The organism is Sphingopyxis sp. GW821-FHT02C12 (assembly GCF_059421785.1).
The window spans coordinates 767,317-785,636 of sequence record NZ_JBWKVQ010000002.1 but is presented as its reverse complement, the minus strand read 5'-3'; the positions used below and the strand labels follow the sequence as shown (position 1 = coordinate 785,636).

At 66.6% G+C, this 18,320-nt stretch carries 15 protein-coding genes; 4 read left to right on the top strand and 11 right to left on the bottom strand.

Features of this window, described 5'->3' with window-relative positions:
• Positions 1–22: 22 nt before the first annotated feature.
• Genes AC07U1_RS19040 through AC07U1_RS19025 form a run of 4 tightly spaced genes read right to left on the bottom strand, consistent with a single transcriptional unit; the run spans position 23 to position 5,178 of the window.
• Entirely contained in the window at positions 23–1,111 is a 1,089-nt protein-coding gene (locus AC07U1_RS19040; protein ID WP_495177890.1) for an NADH:flavin oxidoreductase, read from the bottom strand.
• Positions 1,112–1,149: 38 nt separating this feature from the next.
• Positions 1,150–2,754 carry a flavin-containing monooxygenase gene (locus AC07U1_RS19035; RefSeq protein ID WP_495177891.1) on the bottom strand — a complete coding sequence of 535 codons (1,605 nt, stop codon included), beginning with the start codon at positions 2,752–2,754 and terminating at the stop codon, positions 1,150–1,152.
• Between the two features lie 58 nt (positions 2,755–2,812).
• Entirely contained in the window at positions 2,813–4,399 is a 1,587-nt protein-coding gene (locus AC07U1_RS19030) for an AMP-binding protein (RefSeq protein ID WP_495177892.1), read from the bottom strand.
• A gap of 14 nt (positions 4,400–4,413) precedes the next feature.
• Positions 4,414–5,178, bottom strand: a complete 765-nt coding sequence (locus AC07U1_RS19025; RefSeq protein WP_056350400.1) for an enoyl-CoA hydratase/isomerase family protein — start codon at positions 5,176–5,178, stop codon at positions 4,414–4,416.
• 294 nt (positions 5,179–5,472) lie between these two features.
• Here AC07U1_RS19025 and AC07U1_RS19020 point away from each other — a divergent pair, with 294 nt between their 5' ends.
• On the top strand, positions 5,473–7,641 hold the full coding sequence (locus AC07U1_RS19020; RefSeq protein WP_495177893.1) for a TonB-dependent receptor: 2,169 nt from the start codon (positions 5,473–5,475) through the stop codon (positions 7,639–7,641).
• Between the two features lie 56 nt (positions 7,642–7,697).
• Positions 7,698–8,456, top strand: a complete 759-nt coding sequence (locus AC07U1_RS19015; RefSeq protein ID WP_495177894.1) for an SDR family NAD(P)-dependent oxidoreductase — start codon at positions 7,698–7,700, stop codon at positions 8,454–8,456.
• 87 nt (positions 8,457–8,543) lie between these two features.
• Here the strand turns inward: AC07U1_RS19015 and AC07U1_RS19010 are convergent, their stop codons facing one another.
• The 3 genes from AC07U1_RS19010 to AC07U1_RS19000 all read right to left on the bottom strand — a co-directional run bounded on the left by AC07U1_RS19010 (position 8,544) and on the right by AC07U1_RS19000 (position 11,364).
• Positions 8,544–9,410, bottom strand: coding sequence for an SMP-30/gluconolactonase/LRE family protein (locus AC07U1_RS19010; protein WP_495177895.1), 867 nt, complete (start codon positions 9,408–9,410; stop codon positions 8,544–8,546).
• 95 nt (positions 9,411–9,505) lie between these two features.
• Positions 9,506–10,318 carry an IclR family transcriptional regulator gene (locus AC07U1_RS19005; RefSeq protein WP_187140389.1) on the bottom strand — a complete coding sequence of 271 codons (813 nt, stop codon included), beginning with the start codon at positions 10,316–10,318 and terminating at the stop codon, positions 9,506–9,508.
• 161 nt (positions 10,319–10,479) lie between these two features.
• Positions 10,480–11,364 carry an alpha/beta fold hydrolase gene (locus AC07U1_RS19000; protein WP_495177896.1) on the bottom strand — a complete coding sequence of 295 codons (885 nt, stop codon included), beginning with the start codon at positions 11,362–11,364 and terminating at the stop codon, positions 10,480–10,482.
• Positions 11,365–11,551: 187 nt separating this feature from the next.
• Here AC07U1_RS19000 and AC07U1_RS18995 point away from each other — a divergent pair, with 187 nt between their 5' ends.
• Positions 11,552–12,880 (top strand): spinster family MFS transporter, encoded by a 1,329-nt coding sequence (locus tag AC07U1_RS18995; RefSeq protein WP_495177897.1) that lies wholly within the window; start codon positions 11,552–11,554, stop codon positions 12,878–12,880.
• Positions 12,881–13,014: 134 nt separating this feature from the next.
• On the opposite strand, the gene AC07U1_RS18990 is transcribed toward AC07U1_RS18995, so the two are convergent.
• Positions 13,015–14,127: an acyl-CoA dehydrogenase family protein gene (locus tag AC07U1_RS18990; RefSeq protein WP_495177898.1), complete on the bottom strand. Its 1,113-nt coding sequence runs from the start codon at positions 14,125–14,127 to the stop codon at positions 13,015–13,017.
• A gap of 12 nt (positions 14,128–14,139) precedes the next feature.
• Positions 14,140–15,321 carry an acyl-CoA dehydrogenase family protein gene (locus AC07U1_RS18985; protein WP_495177899.1) on the bottom strand — a complete coding sequence of 394 codons (1,182 nt, stop codon included), beginning with the start codon at positions 15,319–15,321 and terminating at the stop codon, positions 14,140–14,142.
• A gap of 183 nt (positions 15,322–15,504) precedes the next feature.
• Here AC07U1_RS18985 and AC07U1_RS18980 point away from each other — a divergent pair, with 183 nt between their 5' ends.
• Positions 15,505–17,157, top strand: a complete 1,653-nt coding sequence (locus tag AC07U1_RS18980; protein WP_495177900.1) for a long-chain fatty acid--CoA ligase — start codon at positions 15,505–15,507, stop codon at positions 17,155–17,157.
• On the opposite strand, the gene AC07U1_RS18975 is transcribed toward AC07U1_RS18980, so the two are convergent.
• Both AC07U1_RS18975 and AC07U1_RS18970 read right to left on the bottom strand, forming a co-directional pair.
• Positions 17,150–17,617 carry a DUF3237 domain-containing protein gene (locus AC07U1_RS18975; protein WP_492743028.1) on the bottom strand — a complete coding sequence of 156 codons (468 nt, stop codon included), beginning with the start codon at positions 17,615–17,617 and terminating at the stop codon, positions 17,150–17,152. The two genes, AC07U1_RS18980 and AC07U1_RS18975, sit on opposite strands and share 8 nt — an antisense overlap.
• Positions 17,617–18,153 (bottom strand): nuclear transport factor 2 family protein, encoded by a 537-nt coding sequence (locus AC07U1_RS18970; RefSeq protein ID WP_495177901.1) that lies wholly within the window; start codon positions 18,151–18,153, stop codon positions 17,617–17,619. Before AC07U1_RS18970 ends, AC07U1_RS18975 begins: the two co-directional genes overlap by 1 nt.
• Between the last annotated feature and the right edge of the window lie 167 nt (positions 18,154–18,320).

Below are 18,320 nucleotides of genomic sequence, written 5' to 3'. Positions count from 1 at the left end.
CGGATCGTTCGCCAGCGAAAGATTATCCCGCCGCTTCCTCTTCGACGAATCCCGGCCAGCGCCGCATATAATGGACGAATTCGTCGCTCAGCCCTTCGCCGAGCAGGTGCGGCACCGACGCGGGCAGCGGCGGCGAGCGATAGGCCGGGTCGCGGCGGACGCGTTCGGGGAAGTCGTGGCGCAGGATGGCGGCGCGTCCGATGACGACGAAATCGCAACCGGCGTCGAGCACATCGCGCGCGTCTTGGGCGGTCATCACCTTGCCCGCGGCGCCGATGCGAACGTCGCCGCGCGGCAATTCAGCGAAATAGCTCAGCAGCGAGCGGCCCTTGAGCTTGTCATCCTCGGGTTCCTTGCGGACGTCCCACAGCGACATGTCGAGATAGTCGATCTTGCCTCCGGCCATCGCCTGCACCGCCACATCGCGGATTTCCTCGAGCACCAGCCCGAAGCGTTCGGGCGACAGGCGCAGGCCGAGCTGGAAATCGGGCCGCGTCGCGGCGCGAATCCCGTCGACGATCTCGAAGATGATACGCGCGCGGTTTTCCAGGCTGCCGCCGTAATCATCGCTGCGGCTGTTCGACTCCGCAGACAGGAATTCGGCCAGGATATAGCCATGCGCGCCGTGAATCTCGACGCCGTCGAACCCCGCGCGGTCGGCGCGCACCGCGCCCGCGATAAAATCGTCGCGCAGCGCCGCGACCTCGGCCTCGGTCAGCGCGCGCACGCCGCGGTCGGGCACTGCGGACGGCGCGACCGGCGCGCCCACCAGCGCCGTCTCGGCGCGGCTGCCGGCATGGTGCAATTGCACCGACGAAAGCGAGCCCTTCGCCCGGATCGCGGTGGCGAGCGCGGTCAGTCCCGCCACATGCTCCTCGTCGAAAACGCCAAGCTGCCCGGTAAAGCCCTGCCCCACCGGCTGCACATGCGCCGCCGCCGTCATCGTCAGCCCGAACCCGCCCGCGGCGCGCATCTCCAGCCACTTATGTTCGGCGTCCGACAAGCGACCGTCGGCATGGCTTTGCCGGTTGGTCAGCGGCGCGAGCATGAAACGGTTTTTCAGCGCGGGGCCGCGCGAGAGCGAAAGCGGTTCGAACAGCCGATCGGACAACAGGAGGGACCTTTCCAGACAGGGACGCAGGACGCCGGTTATCGCAGCGTGAAGCCCCGATATCCCTCGGCGGCCGCATCGGCGCAAATTTCGCGGTAGCGGCCAAGCCCGCCGATATAAACCGGGAATGTGCGCGGCTTGCCCGGCACATTGGCCCCGGTGTACCAGGTGTTGGCGGTCGGATAGAGCGACAGCGAGCCGAGCGTCGTCACCTTCTGCATCCAGCCGTCCTCGGCATCGGCATTCGCCTCGATCGAGCGGATGCCCTCGCTGCGCATATGGGTGATACAATCGCACACCCAGTCGACATTCTGCTCGTTCAGAATGATGAAATTGGCCAGCGCCGACGGACCGTTCGGCCCGGCGATGACGAACAGGTTCGGGAAGCCCTCGATCATCAGGCCGAGGTGCGAGCGCCCGCCATCGGCCCATTTGTCCTTGAGCGCGCGGCCATCCTTGCCCTTGATGTCGATCGACAGCATCGCGCCGGTCAGCGCGTCATAGCCGATCGCGGCGATGATGATATCGACCTCGACCTCGCCTTCGGCGGTGCGGATGCCCTTTTCGGTGATCTCGACAATCGGATGCTCGAGGCAATCCTTCAGCGTCACATTGTCGCGATTATAGGCCTCATAATAGCCGGTATCGAGGCACGGGCGCCGCGCGAAGATCGGATAGCCGCGCGGGGTCAGCCGGCGCGCGGTGTCGGGGTCCTTCACCGTCTCGGCGATCTTGCCGCGCACGAATTCGGCAACGACTTCATTGGCATCGCGGTTGGTGAGCAGGTCGGAAAAGAGCCCGAGGAAGGACAGGCCGCTATGCGCCCAGGCATCCTCCATCAATTTCTCGCTTTCGGCGGGCGTCACGCTGAACACCGGGCGATGCGTGATCGGGCGTACGCCGCCGGTCAGCGAGTGACGCGCCGCCGCGCGCAGCCCCGGATAATGCGCCTTGATATGCGCGACATAGTCGTCGTCGAGCTTGCGGTTGCGCATCGGCAGCGTGAAGCTCGGCGTGCGCTGATAGACGGTGAGATGCGCGGCCTGTTCGGCGACGACAGGGACGATCTGGATGCCCGACGATCCGGTGCCGATCACCGCGACGCGCTTGCCCTTGAGATCAACGTCGTGATGCGGCCATTTGCCCGACAGATAAAGCTCGCCCTTGAACTTGGCGGCGCCGGGAATGTCGACCTGCTTCGGCACCGACAGCGGCCCGGTCGCCATCAGGCAATAATTCGCTTCGTAGACGACCCCGCCATCGGTCTCGATCCGCCACAGCGCGGCGTCCTCGTCATATTGCACCGCAGTCGCGCGCGTCTCGAAACTGATGTCGCGCTTGAGGTCGAGCTTGTCGGCGACGAAACGCGCATAGGACAGGATTTCTGGCTGCGCCGCGAACTGCTCGCTCCACGTCCATTCCTGCTGGATCTCGTCCGAAAAGGAGTAGCTGTAATCGATGCTCATCACGTCGCAGCGCGCGCCCGGATAGCGGTTCCAGTACCAGGTGCCGCCGACATCGTCGCCCGCCTCGATCAGATGCACGTCGAGCCCCATGCCGCGCGTACGGTGCAGCGCATACATGCCCCCGAACCCCGCGCCGATGATCAGCGCGTCGAGACGGCGGGGAGAGGTTGCGCTCATATTTTCAGCCTGTTGCATGATAGTCTTTCCGGGGATTCTTTGTCGGGTGCGGCGCGGGTCAGCCCGCGTCGGCAAGCTGCGCGCGGGCGATGTCCATCCCCGTGCGATAGTCGCTCTTGCCGCTGGCATGGCGCGGCAGCACGGCGACGCGGATGATGGTGCGCGGCTGCTTATAGGCGGCGAGGTCGTGCGACAGCGCAGCGCGCAGCGCCTCGTCGTCGGGGGCATCGCCCGCTTCGACCAGCGCGGTGACGACGCTGCCCCATTTCGGATCGGGCAGGCCAAACACCATCGCATCGGCGATGCCGTCGATACGCTTCAGCGCCTCCTCGACCTCCTCGACGAAGACCTTTTCGCCGCCGGTGTTGATGCACATGCTCCCGCGGCCGAGCAGCCGCAGCCGCCCGTCGGGCAGGCGTTCGGCCATGTCGCCGGGCACCGCATAGGGCTGGCCGTCGATGATGCGATAGACGCTCGCACTCTTTTCGGGGTCGCCATGATAGCCGGCACCGAACGGCGGACGCCGCGCGAGCCAGCCCGAGCCGACCTCATCGTCGCCGAGGACGCGGCCCCCGTCATGGTCGACGATCACCGTCTGCGGCCCCGGTTCGAACAGCCCGGTCGGGGTGGCGCGATCCTTGTTGGTGATCGCATAGCCGAAACCCGAGGCTTCCGACGCGCCGAGAATGTCGAGCAAAGTGAGCTGCGGCAGCGCCTCGAGCAGCGCGCCCTTCACCTGTTCGGACCACATCAGCCCGGCCGACGAAATCAGCCGCAGCGCCGACAGGTCCCAGCGTCCCGGATGGGCGAGCAAGGTGTCGGCCATCGGGCGGGCAAAGGCGTCGCCGACGATCAGGATGCGGGTGACGCCGTGGCGCGCCGCCTCACTCCACAATTCCTCGGCGCTGAAGCGGTCCGAGGGCAGCAGCACGGCGGTGCCACCGACGAGCAGTTCGGCGAGCGAGCTGTTGAGTCCCGCGCCGTGCATCAGCGGACAGGCGGGCATGACGCGGCCTGCTGCGCCTTTGAGCACCTGCGCGATATGGTCGTCCATGCTTGCGGGCGTGGTGACGGCGACCGGCGATTCGAGCTGCGAGCGCCGCGCATCGGCCGAACGCCACATCACGCCCTTGGGCCGCCCCGTGGTGCCGCCAGTGTAGAGCAAATAGCCGTCGTCGGGCGAACGCGCGATGCCCAGCGGCGACGCGTCGCCCTCCGCCACGATGCCGTCATAGGCCCCGTCGCTGCCGATCTGCACCGCATAGGTCAGATGGTCGAGCGCGCCGCCGATCAGCGATGCGACGACCGGCCCGAACTCGTCCTGATAGAATAGCCCCGCCGCCTGACAGTCACGCAGCACATATTCGATCTCGGACGTCGTGTAGCGATAGTTGAGATTGACGTGGGTCAGCCGCGCTTTGAACGCCGCGGCCGCGATCTCGATGAACTCGGGGATGTTGCGCGCCAGGATCGCGATACGCGCACCGGCGGAAAGCCCCGCCGCCCGCATCGCGCGGGCCAGCCGGTTGGTGCGGGCGTCGAAATCCGCCCAGTTGGTGACATGGTCGCCGCGAATGATCGCCGGGCGGTCGCCGGGCACATGCGCCGCGGTCGCGTCCAGCAGGTCGCCGAAATTCCAGTCCATGACGGCGGCTCCGCTCAGCGGCCCTGAAAGACGGGCGCGCGCTTTTCGACAAACGCCGCGACCGCTTCCTGCGCGTCATAGGAGGTCGACAGCTTGGCGGTGTTGCCCTGCTCATAGATATAGCCGTCGCGCAGCGTCATATTCTCGATCGTGCGCATGCTGTCCTTGGCGTAGCGCGTCGCGAGCGGGCTCTTGGACGCGATCACCGCCGCCATCTCCAGGCAATAGGGCAACAGTTCGTCGACGGGCAGACACGCCTCGATGATGCCGCGGCGATACATTTCGGATGCCGGGGCGCGATAGCCGGTGAGCATCATGCGCCGCGCCAGCGAGTGCGGGACGATCCGCGAGGTATGCTTGCCGCCGCCCATCAGGCCGACGTCGATCTCGGGCAGGCCGAAAACCGCATTTTCGGAGGCGACAATGATGTCGCAGCTCGCGGCAAGGCCGAAACCCGCGCCGAGCGCCGGGCCGTTGACCGCGGCAATCACCGGCTTGGCGCAATCGGCGATCGAGTAAGCGACTTCGCGGACGACGCGGTTGCGGTTCCAGCGCTTGCCGGGGATCGACAGGTCGGGCCGGTTCTTGAGGTCGGCGCCGGCGCTGAAGCATTTGCCCGCGCCGGTGAGGACGGCGACGCGCACATCGTCGCGGTCGTTGAAGCTGTCGAAGACGTCGGTCAGTTCTTGAAGCATGTCGAGCGCGGCGGCGTTGACCGGCGCATTGTCGAGCGTGACCAGCGCGACATGGTTTTCGACTTCGGTGCGAATGTTGCTCATATCCGTTTCTCCCAGTTGCCGTCTCCATGGCATCGGGCGGCGGCCACCGGACGCGAAAGCCGCCGGGCGGGTCGAAAATCTCATTCGCGATTGAAACACGCGCTTCCGGAATCGCGCTTGTGATATCGGCGCCGACCGGGCCGCCCGCATTGCCCTTCGCCCCGCAACCCACGAACGGGGCCGGGCAACCTGCCCGACGGGCTGCACCAAGACCTTTAAAACCCCGCGCACCCCCTTCGAGGCGAACGCCATCGAGGGATGACAAGGAAAGCGCGATTCATCAGGGAGTGGACGATGAAGAAGCACAGCATATTTTTGGCGGGCGCCGGTATCGCCGCCCTCCTGACCGCGGCCCCCGCCTTCGCGCAGGACGCATCGGACGACGTCACGCAGGACGAGGCGCAGGCCGACGAAGGCGGCCTCACCGCGATCGTCGTCACCGCGACCAAGCGCGGTTCGGCGCAGAATGTCCAGGACGTGCCGATCGCGGTCACCGCCTTCGGCAGCAACGAACTCGACAGCATCCACGCGCGCTCGATCGCCAGCGTCAGCTATGCGGTCCCCAACGCCTCGCTCGAAAGCGTCGGCACCACCCCGGGCTATGCGAACTTCTCGATCCGCGGCCTCGGTATCAACAGCTCGATCCCCTCGATCGACCCGACCGTCGGCGTGTTCGTCGACGGCGTCTATCTCGGCGTCAGCGCCGGCGTCCTGTTCGACACCTTCGACCTCGAGGGCGTCGAAGTGCTGCGCGGGCCGCAGGGTCTGCTCTTCGGGCGCAACGTCACCGGCGGCGCGGTACTGCTGCGCACCACCACGCCCACCAACCGCTTCCGCCTCGATGCCAAGGCCGCGCTGTCGAGCGGCCTCGAAAAGCGCGCGAGCATCTCGGTGTCGGGCCCGCTCGTCGGCGACGTGCTCAGCGGCAAGATCGCGGTCTATTACAACGACGACGCCGGCTGGTTCAAAAACGACTTCGACGGCAAGAAGCTCGGCGGCAGCGAAACGCTGATCGTCCGCCCTGCCCTGCGCTTCCAGCCCAACGACAGTTTCGACCTGATCCTGCGCTACGAACATGGCCGCATCCGCGGCGACGGCCCGGCGGTCACCAACCACGGCCTCTTCCCGCGCGACAGCTTCCGCGTGAACCAGAATTACGCCGGCTTCACCAAGACCGACTGGGATCAGGGCATCGCCGAGATCAACATCGACACCGCCTTCGGTGACGGCACGATCACCAACATCGCCGCCGTGCGCGCGCTCAGCAACGACAGCGGCGCCGACGTCGACGGCTCGCCCGTCACCAGCCTCCACTCGCGCAACAATATCGAACAGTGGCAGATCAGCAACGAGCTGCGCTACGCGGGCACCTTCGGCGCCTTCGACGTGACGACCGGGCTCTTCTATTTCGACCAGGACATCAACTACGCCGAACAGCGCCTGCTCTCGGGCGGCGCGCTCACCGTTTCGGGCGGCGGGCGTCAGAAGCAGAAGACCGGCGGCGTCTTTGCGACGATCGACTGGAACATCACCGACATGCTGACGGTCAGCGTCGGCGCGCGCTATTCGGCCGAGGAAAAGGCGGTGCAGGTCCGCTCGATCGGCGTCGGCGGCTGCAACCTCGACACGCTGCGCTGTTCCTACGACTTCGTCGATAAGGACAATTGGAGCGGCTTCACCCCCCGCGTCGGCGTCCAGTTCAAGCCGACCGAGGACACCTTGCTGTACGCCTCCTTCGCACAGGGTTTCCGCAGCGGCGGCTACAACTTCCGCAACCTCAACCCCAATGTCGCGCCGGGTCCGTTCGACCAGGAAAAGCAGGACGCCTATGAGGTCGGGCTGAAGCAGGAATTCGGCAATGTCGCGCGGATCAACCTCGCCGGCTTCTACAACCGCATCAACGGCACCCAGCGCGAATTCCAGGCGCCCTTCGCGCCCTTCGGCAACTTCCAGATCATCACCAACGCCGCCGATGTGTCGATCAAGGGGCTCGAGGGTGAATTGCTCGTCAAGCCCGTCTCGGGCCTGACGATCGCCGGCCAGTTCGGCTATACCAAGGGCAAGTATGAAAAGATCCTGTTCGATCTCAACGCCGACGGGGTGATCAACGACCGCGACTTCGCCCTGAAACTGCCGCGCCTGTCGCCGTGGAGCTACGGCGGCTCGATCACCTATGCCACCAATGTCGGCGGCGATTTCGATGCCGAAGCGCGTGTCGGTGCCAACCACCGCGATGCCGCCTTCTACAACGACCAGAACACCGGCCTGCTCCGCGCCGCGACGATGGTCGACGCCAGCCTCGCGGTCACCCATGGCCGGGTCAAAGTCTCGGTCTACGGCAACAATTTGCTCAACGAAGCGACCTTCGGCACCGAGGCACCTTTGCCCTTCTTCGCCGGTTCGACCTTCTCCCCGCTCAACAAGGGCAGGGTCTACGGGGTCGAAGTCGGCTACAAATTCTGATCTCTCTCCCACTGGAGCCCGCCCCAAAAGCGGGCTCCACTTTTATGGGCTCTCCTATGACCAAATCTCTCGAAGGGCGCGTCGCGCTCGTCACCGGCGCGTCGCGCGGCCTCGGCCGCGACATCGCGCTCAAGCTCGCCGCCAATGGCGCGGCCGTAGCGCTGCTCGACCGCAAGGCGCATTGGGCCGAAGACCTCGTCCAGCAAATCGCGGCCGACGGCGGCCAGGCCGTCGCGCTCGGCTGCGACGTGTCGGACCGCGACGCGCTGCATGAGGCGTTCGACAGCGCGGCGGCCGACCTCGGCGGCATCGACATCGTCGTCAACAACGCGATGTGGACCAAATATTCGCCGATCGACGGCATCGACGCCGAAAGCCTCGACAAGATGCTCGGGGTCGGCATCGCGGGCATTATCTGGGGCACCCAGGCCGCGGCGAAGCATATGCGCACGCGCGGCGGCGCGATCGTCAACATCGCCTCGGTGTCGGCGCACATGGGGCTGCCCAATGCGATGGTCTACTGCGGGATCAAGGCGGCGGTCGAGGGCATGACGCGCTCATCGGCGATCGAACTCGCCCCCTCGGCGATCCGCGTCAACGCCGTCGCCCCCTCGACCGTCGCGACCGAAGGCGTGCGCGCGATGCTCGACGACGCGACCTTCGCGGCGCGCGTCGCGAGCACGCCCCTCGGCCGTCTCGGCGAAACCTCGGACATCGCCGAGGCGGTGCTCTTCTTCGCCGACAGCGCCCGCTCGGGCTTCGTCACCGGCCAGTCGCTGCTCGTCGACGGCGGTATCTCGATCGCCTTGCGCTGAGGATATTACCGTAGCCCTGAGCCTGTCGAAGGGCGCTTCTCTGACAGGCGCCCTTCGACAGGCTCAGGGCTACGGTTCAAAACGCAGCTAAGCGTAAACCCCCTCGGCAATCCCCCGCGCATCGAGCCCGCGGATCGCCGTGATCCGCCCGGCATCGGGATGATCGGCGACCAGCCGATGCCCCGAATTGGCGATGCTCGTCAGGTACAGCGTGTCGAGGTCCGGCCCGCCGAACGCCGGGCACGACGGGAACGGCAGCGGCACCGGGATCGAGCGCAGCAATTTACCCGCCGGCGAATAACAGGCCACCGCCTGGGCCAGCACCAGCGCCGCCCAGATCCGCCCTTCGCTATCGACCGTCGCGCCATCGGGCCCCGATCCCTGCTCGCGGCAATCGACCAAATCCTCGCGCGGCCCGATCGCTCCGCTTTCGCCGTCATAGCGATAACGCCGCAAATGCCCATCAAGGCTGTCGGCGAAATAGAGCGTCGCGCCATCAGGCGAGAAACTGATCGCATTGCCGATCGCCACCCCGCGCTCGATCTCCGCCCAGCCGCCGTCGGCATCGAGGCGGAACAGCGCCCCCGCGTCATCGTCATAACCGGTCCGCATCGAAGCCGTCAGGAAGCGGCCGTGACGGTCGGCCTTGCCGTCGTTGAGCCGCGTCGCGGGTGCCATCACCGGATGCGCGATCGCGGTCACGCCCCCGCTTTCGGGATCGAAGCGGTAAAAACCGTCCGCCAGCGCGGCGATCAGGCCGTCCGAGGCTAGCCCGATGCTCCCAACCGGCTGCTCGAGCGTCCAGCGCCGCACATCGCCCCCTTCGGCATCGCTCGACAGGATTTCGGGCGCGATCGAATCGACCCAGTAGAGCCGCGCGCTACGATGGTCCCACAGCGGGCTTTCGCCCAGCCCGGCGACGCCGGCGGGCAACAGGTCGATGGCGACGGGCATGATCTTCTCCTCTTGTGACGGCAGAGGATAGCCGCTGCACGCGAACGCGCGGCGCCGGTCGGTCCGGCGCCGCCGCTTATTTCAGATGCGATTGTTCATTCCGCCGCGATGGCGAATTCCTCACTCTCGTCGGAGCTGTCATCGCCGCGATAATCCTGCGGGAAGCGATGGTGGAATTCGGCGATCGTCTCGCGCATGATCTCGACGAACTCGGCGCGGCGCGGCGACAGCCTTTCGGTCGTGCCGCCGATCCCGATCACCAGCGGGATGCCATGGCTGCTGTTGCCCAGCGGCATCGCGATCGACGCGATCCCCGGCACCGGATGCTCGGGCCAGTAACAATAGCCCGTGTGGCGGATCCAGCGGATCCGGCTCATCACATCCTCCAGCGTGATCGCCTTGTCGGGATTGAGCTCGTAATAATTGGAATAGCGATAGATTTTGTCGATCTCGCGGTCGCGCATCCGGCTCATCAGCGCCATGCCCGCGGTCGCGTCGAGCATCAGCCGCATCTCGCCCGGATTGGGCGGGCGCTTGTGCGGATGGTCGGGGGTGCGCATCGTCACATATTGGATGAACAGGTCGTTCTGCGTGACGAGGACGACGGTTTCCTCGGTCTTGCGGAACAGCTCGTCGATCAGCCAGTTATAGCCATTGCCATAGGCGACATGGCCGTAAAGCCAGCTGCCGAGCGAGGCGACCTGCAGCGTCGGCAGATAGGTCCGCGTCTTGCGATTATAGTTGAGATAGCCCTCGATCACCATGCTCTTGAGCAGGTTGGTCGTGCTCGACTGCGGATAGCCGAGCGCCGAATAAATCTCGTTGAGCCGCAACGGCTCGCGGCGGTCGCGGAACAGTTCGAGCACTTCAAAGGTGCGCGATGCCGATTTGACGGGTTTTCTCTTCATCTCTCCACCCCAACAACGACAGCGCTGAAGCCATCTGTGGCCGGTCAATCTGCCGCCTTGCGGGCGGTCTCTGCTGCGCGCACGATAGCGGCCCGCCTCCGCCGGACGGGCAAAAGCGTGACTTCGATCGGTCATATCACATATGTGATATCCGGTGAAGCTCAGGACATGGGTGGCAAACCCGCCAGATGCGCGGCGATCCGCGCCCCCCAGGCGGCGCGCAGCCGCGGCGGCCCGTCATGCGCCATCTGCTCGTCGATCTCGATGATCGCACCCGATATGGCCTCCGCCGTCTCGAGCGCGCGCGCGACCGGAATGACCTTGTCGTGGCGGCCATGGAGGATCAGCGTCGGCACGCGCAGCGCGCCGAGCGCGGCGCGCAGGTCGGGCGCGGCAAGGCTGGCAGCGAAATGGCGTGCGGTGCCGCCGCGATGCACGCCGTGGCGCCAGGCTGTCCGCGCCTCCTCGGCAACGCGCCCCGCGTCGAAATCCGCCGCCATGCCGTTCGCCTGCGCGACGCCGAGCTGGCGCGCGACATAGCTATTCTCGTCGGGGATATGGTCGGCAGCAAGCCGGTCGAGCGCGGCATCGGGAACCGCGTCGGCCATCGACCGGCTCATCGCCATCACCAGCGACAGGCTGAGCACGCGCCCGGGCGCCTGCACCGCCAGTTGCTGCGCGACCAGCCCGCCGATCGAGCGTCCGACCAGATGCACCGCACCGATCTTCTCGGCTTCCATCACCGCAAGCACATCGGCCGCCATATCGGCGATGCCATAAGGCGGCGGCGCATCGCCCTGCCCCAGCGCCGCGGCCTTGACCGCATGCAGGTCGGGCACATCATCGACCAGCGCGGTCGAACGTCCGGTATCGCGGCTGTCGATGCGGATCGGCACGAAGCCCGCCGCGACGAGCGGCGCGCAAAAGCCATAATCGAAATCGGTCGACGGACGCCCTGCCCCAGCCAGCAGGATCACGACGGGCCCGTTGCCCGCCGCCATGCGCTCATAATGGATGGTGATGGCACCGTTCGTCGCGAAGGCCATGGCTGCTTCTCCTCGCCCGCCCGTCTGCGCGCCGCACGACACCTCGGCGAGCGCGATGCGCGCGCGGGGTGACAAATCAGCATGGGGATAATGGCCAACCTTCGCGCTCTCGCCCAGTCGTCTTGCCAGCCTAAGCCTAGAGTGGCGCCTGCGAAGAACGGGCAAAGCGCCCGCCATGGAGAGGCCGATGACCAGCGACACGATCACCCCCGACACGGCCCGGCCCGCGTCCATGCCCTATGGCGCGCTGTTCCTGCTGATGACGGTTTACGCCTTCAACATGCTCGACCGCCAGATCGTGACGATCCTCGTCGAGCCGATGAAGGCCGACCTCGGCCTCGCCGACTGGCAGATCGGGATGATCAGCGGCCTCGCCTTCGCGCTCTTCTACACCCTGCTCGGCATCCCGCTCGCGCGCATCGCCGATCGCGGCAACCGCGTCGGCATGATCGCGATCGCGCTCGCGGTGTGGAGCGGCTTCACCGCGCTCTGCGGCCTCGCGCGCAACTTCACCGAATTGCTGCTCGCACGCATCGGCGTCGGGGTCGGCGAGGCGGGCTGCACCCCCGCCGCGCACAGCCTGATCACCGACTATGTCCCGCGCGAACAACGCGGCCGCGCGCTCGCGCTCTATTCCTTGGGCGTGCCCGTCGGCTCGCTCGCTGGCCTCGTCCTCGGCGGCATCCTGCTCGCCAGCCTCGGCTGGCGCGCCGCTTTCCTGATCGCCGGCGTCCCCGGCATCCTGCTCGCCATCCTCGTCTGGTTCACCCTCGACGAACCGCGCAAGCGCGCGATCACGCCGCAGACGCCCGCCGCGCCGCATATGCCGCTGGGTCAGGTGCTCGCGACCTTGCGCGGCCTGCCGAGCTTCTGGCTCATCTCCTTCGGCACCGCGATGGGCGCCTTCGGCTATTATGGTCAGGCCTCCTTCTTCGGCTCGCTCTACATGCGCACCCATGTCGCGGGCATCGACGCGCTGGCGGCGAGCTGGGGCGTGCCGCCGACGGTCTTCCTCGGCCTCAGCCTCGGGCTGATCGTCGGGCTCGTCGGCATGGTCGGCACCTTCGTCGGCGGCCAGCTCGCCGACCGCGCCGCGCGGCGCGGGATCAAGGGCTATACGCTCGTCCCCTCGACCTCGCTCGTCATCGCGGCGCCGCTGTTCGCGGGCGCCGCGCTCGCCCCGACCGTGTCTTTGTCCTTCGCCTTTTTGAGCGGTGCGATCTTCGTCCACGCGCTCAACTATGGCTCGGTCTTCGCCTCGGTGCAGACGCTCGTCCCCGCACACGTCCGCGCGATGGCGGCGGCGGTGCAATTGTTCGTCACCAACGCGATCGGCCTCGCCTTGGGGCCGCTGTTCGTCGGCATCGCGAGCGACCTGCTTGCCCCGTCGCTCGGCACCGAGCAAGGCCTGCGCGCCGCGATGGCGCTCGTCGCGCTGCCGCTCGCGATCGGGTCGCTGCTGTTCTGGCTGGCGGGGCGCCGGATCGAGGCCGACGAGGCGAAGCAGGGCGCCTAGAATATTGATGACATTGGATTAATACACCTCGTCATTGCGAGCGCAGCGAAGCAATCCAGAGCGGATTACGCCACTCTGGATTGCCGCGTCGCTTCGTTCCTCGCAATGACGATTCAATCTCATGCCATCGCGCGCTAGCGCGTCATCTCCGCAAACCGCGCCTTGTGATGATCGCGGTCGCCATGCGCCAGTTCGAGCATCATCTGGCGGCGCAGATGGTGGCTGACGATCAGTTCCTCGCTGGTGCCCACCCCGCCATGCAGCTGCACCGCCTGCTGCGCCACCGCGATGCCGCATTGCGCGACGCGGACCTTCGCTGCGGCGATCAGCGACCTGGCATCGCCCCCGCTCGCCAGCTGCGAAGCGGCGACCATCATCAGCGCGCGCGCTTCCTCGCACGCGACGCTCATGTCGACCACCTTGTGCTGGACGACCTGGAAGCTGCCGATCGCGACGCCGAACTGCTGGCGCGTGCGCACATAGTCGAGCGTCGCCTCGACCGCCGCCTCCATCGACCCCACCGCCTCGGCCAGATGCGCGACGATCGCAAGGTCGAGCGCCGCCTCGATGCGGTCCGCCGCGTCGCCCACTGTGCCGACCGGGATGCCCGCGACCCCTTCGAGGGTCAGGTTGCAATGGCGATGGCTGTCGACCGCGCGGAACCGCTGGACGCGCAGCCCCTCGGCGCTCGCCGGGACCAGGAACAGGCCGACGCCGTCGCGCTCGCCCGAAGTTCCTGCTGTCCGTGCCGACACCAGATACCAGTCGGCGTCGGCGCCATCCTCGACATGCGCCTTGGCCCCCGTCAGCCTGAAGCCATCGCCGTCAGCAACCACACGGGTCGAAATGGACGCGATATCAAAACCTTCCTCCTCGACCAGCGCCGCGGCGATGCGCACCTGCCCCGCCCCGACCTTCTCGAGCAGCGCCGCGCAATGCTCGCCCCCGCCCGCGATCAGCGCCGCCGGCAGCACGCAATGGCTGACATAGGCATCGGTCATCAGGTGCCGGCCGACAGCTTCCATGATCGCCATCACCTCGACCGGCCCGCCGCCGAGCCCACCGTCTTCCTCGGCGATCGGCAGCATCAGCCACCCCAGCTCGGCCATCTTGCCCCAACGCTGCGCGGCACCTTCGCCAACTTCCGCCAGCCGCTTCAACCGCTCGGCGGCATTCCATTCCTCCGCACCGAAGCGTTCGGCGCTGTCGCGCAGCATTTGCTGCTCGTCGTTAAAGGCGAACTGCATCGCTAATCTCCCTCAAAGCCCGAGCGCGCGGCGCGCGATGATGTTGCGCTGGATCTCGCTCGACCCGCCGTAAATGGTGGTGACACGCGCATAGAGCGCGCCTTTCAGCGCGAAGGGCATATCCTCGGGCAGCACGCTCGCATCGTCGAGCGCCGCGAAATGCTGTGCCTTCGGTCCCAGCGTCTCGACCCACAAAGCGGTCGCCTGCTGCGTCAGTTCGGACCAGCGCAGCTTGACCATCGATCCGCGCGGCCCGGAGTCGGCGCCCGCCGCGGCATCGGCCATCAGCCGCAACACCATCGCCTGCACCGCCAGTGCCTCGATCTCGACCTGCGCCAGTTTCGCCTTGAACTCGGGCTTGTCGATTAGCAGGCCGTGCGCGGTCTTGCGACGCGTCGCGGCCTCGCGCACCGCGCGCAGCGTCTGCGGCAGGAACATCGCGGTCGCCGCGGCGACCATGCGCTCGCGGTCGAGCAGCACTTTGCCGTAATTCCAGCCCATGCCCTCCTCGCCGACGACATTGGCGGCGGGAATGCGGACGTCGTCGAGGAACACCTCGTTGGTGTGATGCTTCTCATCGAGCGTGTGGATCGGACTCACCCGGATACCGGGCGTGTCCATGTCGACGAGCATCAGCGAAATGCCCTGCTGGCGCCGCCCCTCGTTCGACGTGCGCGCGAGCACGAACATGCGGTCGGCGACATGCGCATAGCTCGTCCACATCTTATGTCCGTTGATCACATACTCATCGCCTTCGCGATCGGCACGCGTACGCAGCGCCGCAAGGTCCGACCCCGCCCCCGGCTCCGAATAGCCCTGACACCACCAATCCTCGCCGCTGATGATCCGCGGCAGGTAGAAATCCTTCTGCGCCTGGCTGCCATAGGTGAAGATGATCGGCCCGATCAGTTCGAGCCCCTGGTGGAACTGCGCGGGCGCATCGGCCGCCGACGCCTCCGACCAGAAGATGTGAAGCTGCTGCGGCGTCCAGCCGGTGCCGCCATATTGCTTCGGCCAGGTCGGCGCCCCCCAGCCGCGATCGGCAAGGCGGCGCTGATAGGCGACCAGATTTTCGGGCGACAGGCGCAGCCCGGCGCGGACGGTCTTTTTCCACTCCTCGGGAATCGAGTTCGCGAAAAATTCGCGTAGCTCCTGCTGAAACGCCCGGTCTGCGGGTGCCAGGTCCAGATTCATGATCGCATCTCCCATCGATTGCGACGGACCTAGCCGCAGCAACGCGCGGCTGGCGCGCTAGCGGGGTGGGATCGTGCGACTTTCCCAAATGTGATTGTCGAGGTGCGCCGGTCGCCGCGCTTCGCGCCGCTCGCGGTCTGGGCAATCGTCGCGGCAATCAAGGGATCGAAAGGGAGAGAGTTGATGAACGGCCTGATGCAGGCGCAGCAGCTGACGACGGCGATGCTGATCCGCCATGCGGCGACCAACCATCCGCGGCGTGAAATTGTCTCGCGCGGCGCCGATGGCGCGCTCACCCGCTCGAACTGGCGGACGGTCGAACGCCACGCGCGCCACATCGCGGCGGGCCTTGCCGACCTCGGCCTCAAGCCCGGCGACCGGGTCGCGACGCTGGCATGGAACCGCCTGCCGCATCTCGAACTCTATTATGGCGTCAGCGGCGCGGGGATGGTTCTCCACACCGTCAACCCGCGTCTCTTCCCCGAGCAGATTCGTTACATCATCGACCATGGCGGCGCCCGCATCCTGTGCGTCGACCCCGACCTGCTGCCGGTCGTCGAACCGCTTCTCGCCGATCTGCCGAAGATCGAACGCGTAATCGTCCTCGCCGATCAGGCCGACATGCCCGAAACGCGCATCGCCGATCCGATATCCTATCAGAGCCTGATCGGTGGCCCGAGCGCGATCGCCGCATGGCCCGATATCGATGAGAACAGCGCCAGCGCGCTTTGCTATACCAGCGGGACGACGGGCAACCCGAAGGGCGTCCTCTACAGTCACCGCTCGACCGTGCTTCACGCGATGAGCGCGCTCGCGAACGACAGCATGTCACTCGGCGCCGCGGACTCGATCCTCGTCGTCACCCCGCTCTTCCACGTCAACGCGTGGGGTATCCCCTATTCGGCGGCGATGGCGGGATCGAAGCTGGTGCTGCCCGGCTCGGCGCTCGATCCCATCTCGCTCTATGAGCTGATGCGCGACGAAGGCGTGACCTTCTCGCTCGGCGTGCCGACGATCTGGTTCGCCTTTCTCGACCATCTCGAACGCGAACGCGCGATCGAGGATCGGCAGGCGCTCAAGCTCGACCGCATCTTCACCGGCGGTGCCGCCACCCCGCGCTCGCTGATCGAACGCTTCAGCACCCTGCTCGGGGTCGAGACGATGCAGGCATGGGGGATGACCGAGACCAGCCCCGTCGCCACCGTGTGCCGCCCTCTCGCGCACCATGAAGATCTGGGCGAAGAGGCTCAGATCGACCTGCGCGCGCTGCAGGGCCGCTCGGTGTTCGGCATCGAATTGCGGATCGAGGACGAGGACGGCAAGGAACTACCGCGCGACGGCGAAGCCGCGGGACTGCTCAAGGTCCGTGGTCCGTGGGTGCTCAATGCCTATCACGGCCAGCCAGCGGGCAGCGCGCTCGACTCAGGCGGCTGGTTCGACACCGGCGACGTCGCGAAGATCGACCCTGACGGTTTCCTGCAGATCACCGACCGCGCCAAGGACGTCATCAAGTCGGGCGGCGAATGGATCAGTTCGATCGATCTCGAAAATGCCGCCGTCGCGCATCCGAAAGTCGCCGAGGCGGCGGTGATCGGCGTCGCGCATCCCAAATGGCAGGAACGCCCGCTGCTGCTCGTCCAACTCCACCCCGGCGAAACCTGCACGAAGGAAGAGGTCATGGCGCATCTCGCCGACAAGGTCGCGCGCTGGTGGCTACCCGACGACGTAATTTTCGTCGAGGAATTGCCGCACACCGCGACGGGCAAGCTGCTCAAGACCGAACTCCGCAAGCGCCACGGCGATCATTTCGCCGCGGCAGCGGACGCGGTCAGCTGATCGCGAAGACGTGATACATCGGACCGTCGTCGGTGCGCATGCCATTGGCGACGGCGACGGTCCGGTTGAGCCAGTCATAATCGGGGTGGCCGGTGACGAAGCGCGGCGTCGTGCGCAGATAGAGATCCTCATAAGGCCCCGGCTCGCGCCGCGCGAAACGCGCCTCCGCCTCGGGCGAGGTCGGCGCCATCAGCCCGGTGTAGTGCATCGCGATCCGCGCGCCGTCGTCGGTTTCGAGCGAGGTGCGCACATCGATGATCATCGTGCCGTCACCGCGCCAGGTCACCCAGTCGGCGCCGTCGGGCATCACCCGCCCGCGCAGCCGCGGTCCCTCGAACGTTCCGCCATGTACCGGAAAAATCCCCATCCGGCCTTCGCCGCCGATTGGCTGCGCCTGATCATAGGCGACGTTCAGCCGCATCACGAACAGCGGCTCCCACGCCAGCGTCTCGATCCCCATCATGCCTCTCCCTTCGCACCCGTGCCGAACAGCTTGTAGACCGGATCGTCGGGCCACGGGCGCCCGACCGATTTGCGATGCGCAAACCGCTCGTCCTCGCTCTTGTCCGGCGCCGGGCGTTCGTCGACCCAGTCGAAAACGACGACCCGGTCGGCGACTCGCCATTCGTCACTGCGCTTTTCGAATCGATCAACATAGCGCCCCGCCATGTAAAGCTCGACCAGCCCGCCTTCGCCGCCCGGCTGGCGCTGCAACGCGGTGAAATAGCTTTCGACCGCCGCCTCGTCGCCGCGCAGCTCGATCAATATATTGTGGATCTGGTGAATGCCGCGCTCGATCGACGGCAGCGCCCGCATCGCCCAGTCGACAAAGCCGTCGGTGGTACCATTATAGGCGCCATGATCGTCGGTGCCGCCGGGCCAGCAGGCCGACCGCAACATCGCCTCGTCGCACCGGTCGATCCCGCGGCAATAACGAAAGAGGCAATCGCGGATCATCTCGCGATCCCAAAGCGCGGCAACCGTCTGCGCCGACATGTCCAATCTCCTCTTCGCACCAATCGGGCACCTCGCGCCCCAAAGGCCGACGCTAGACGCCGGCGCCGCGCCCGGCGAGCATCGCTCGCCCGCCACGCGCGATTATCGCGTGGATGATGGACCGAATCCGGCAGGCTGATGATCCGCCCCGAAAGGTCGTTGGACAA

What these genes read in the sequence shown, in the direction of transcription:
- AC07U1_RS19035 (WP_495177891.1), bottom strand. Translation starts at nt 2,754, where the DNA reads ATGAGCGCAACCTCTCCCCGCCGTCTCGACGCGCTGATCATCGGCGCG.
- AC07U1_RS19030 (WP_495177892.1), bottom strand. Translation starts at nt 4,399, where the DNA reads ATGGACTGGAATTTCGGCGACCTGCTGGACGCGACCGCGGCGCATGTG.
- AC07U1_RS19025 (WP_056350400.1), bottom strand. Translation starts at nt 5,178, where the DNA reads ATGAGCAACATTCGCACCGAAGTCGAAAACCATGTCGCGCTGGTCACG.
- AC07U1_RS19020 (WP_495177893.1), top strand. Translation starts at nt 5,473, where the DNA reads ATGAAGAAGCACAGCATATTTTTGGCGGGCGCCGGTATCGCCGCCCTC.
- AC07U1_RS19015 (WP_495177894.1), top strand. Translation starts at nt 7,698, where the DNA reads ATGACCAAATCTCTCGAAGGGCGCGTCGCGCTCGTCACCGGCGCGTCG.
- AC07U1_RS19010 (WP_495177895.1), bottom strand. Translation starts at nt 9,410, where the DNA reads ATGCCCGTCGCCATCGACCTGTTGCCCGCCGGCGTCGCCGGGCTGGGC.
- AC07U1_RS19005 (WP_187140389.1), bottom strand. Translation starts at nt 10,318, where the DNA reads ATGAAGAGAAAACCCGTCAAATCGGCATCGCGCACCTTTGAAGTGCTC.
- AC07U1_RS19000 (WP_495177896.1), bottom strand. Translation starts at nt 11,364, where the DNA reads ATGGCCTTCGCGACGAACGGTGCCATCACCATCCATTATGAGCGCATG.
- AC07U1_RS18995 (WP_495177897.1), top strand. Translation starts at nt 11,552, where the DNA reads ATGACCAGCGACACGATCACCCCCGACACGGCCCGGCCCGCGTCCATG.
- AC07U1_RS18990 (WP_495177898.1), bottom strand. Translation starts at nt 14,127, where the DNA reads ATGCAGTTCGCCTTTAACGACGAGCAGCAAATGCTGCGCGACAGCGCC.
- AC07U1_RS18985 (WP_495177899.1), bottom strand. Translation starts at nt 15,321, where the DNA reads ATGAATCTGGACCTGGCACCCGCAGACCGGGCGTTTCAGCAGGAGCTA.
- AC07U1_RS18980 (WP_495177900.1), top strand. Translation starts at nt 15,505, where the DNA reads ATGAACGGCCTGATGCAGGCGCAGCAGCTGACGACGGCGATGCTGATC.
- AC07U1_RS18975 (WP_492743028.1), bottom strand. Translation starts at nt 17,617, where the DNA reads ATGGGGATCGAGACGCTGGCGTGGGAGCCGCTGTTCGTGATGCGGCTG.
- AC07U1_RS18970 (WP_495177901.1), bottom strand. Translation starts at nt 18,153, where the DNA reads ATGTCGGCGCAGACGGTTGCCGCGCTTTGGGATCGCGAGATGATCCGC.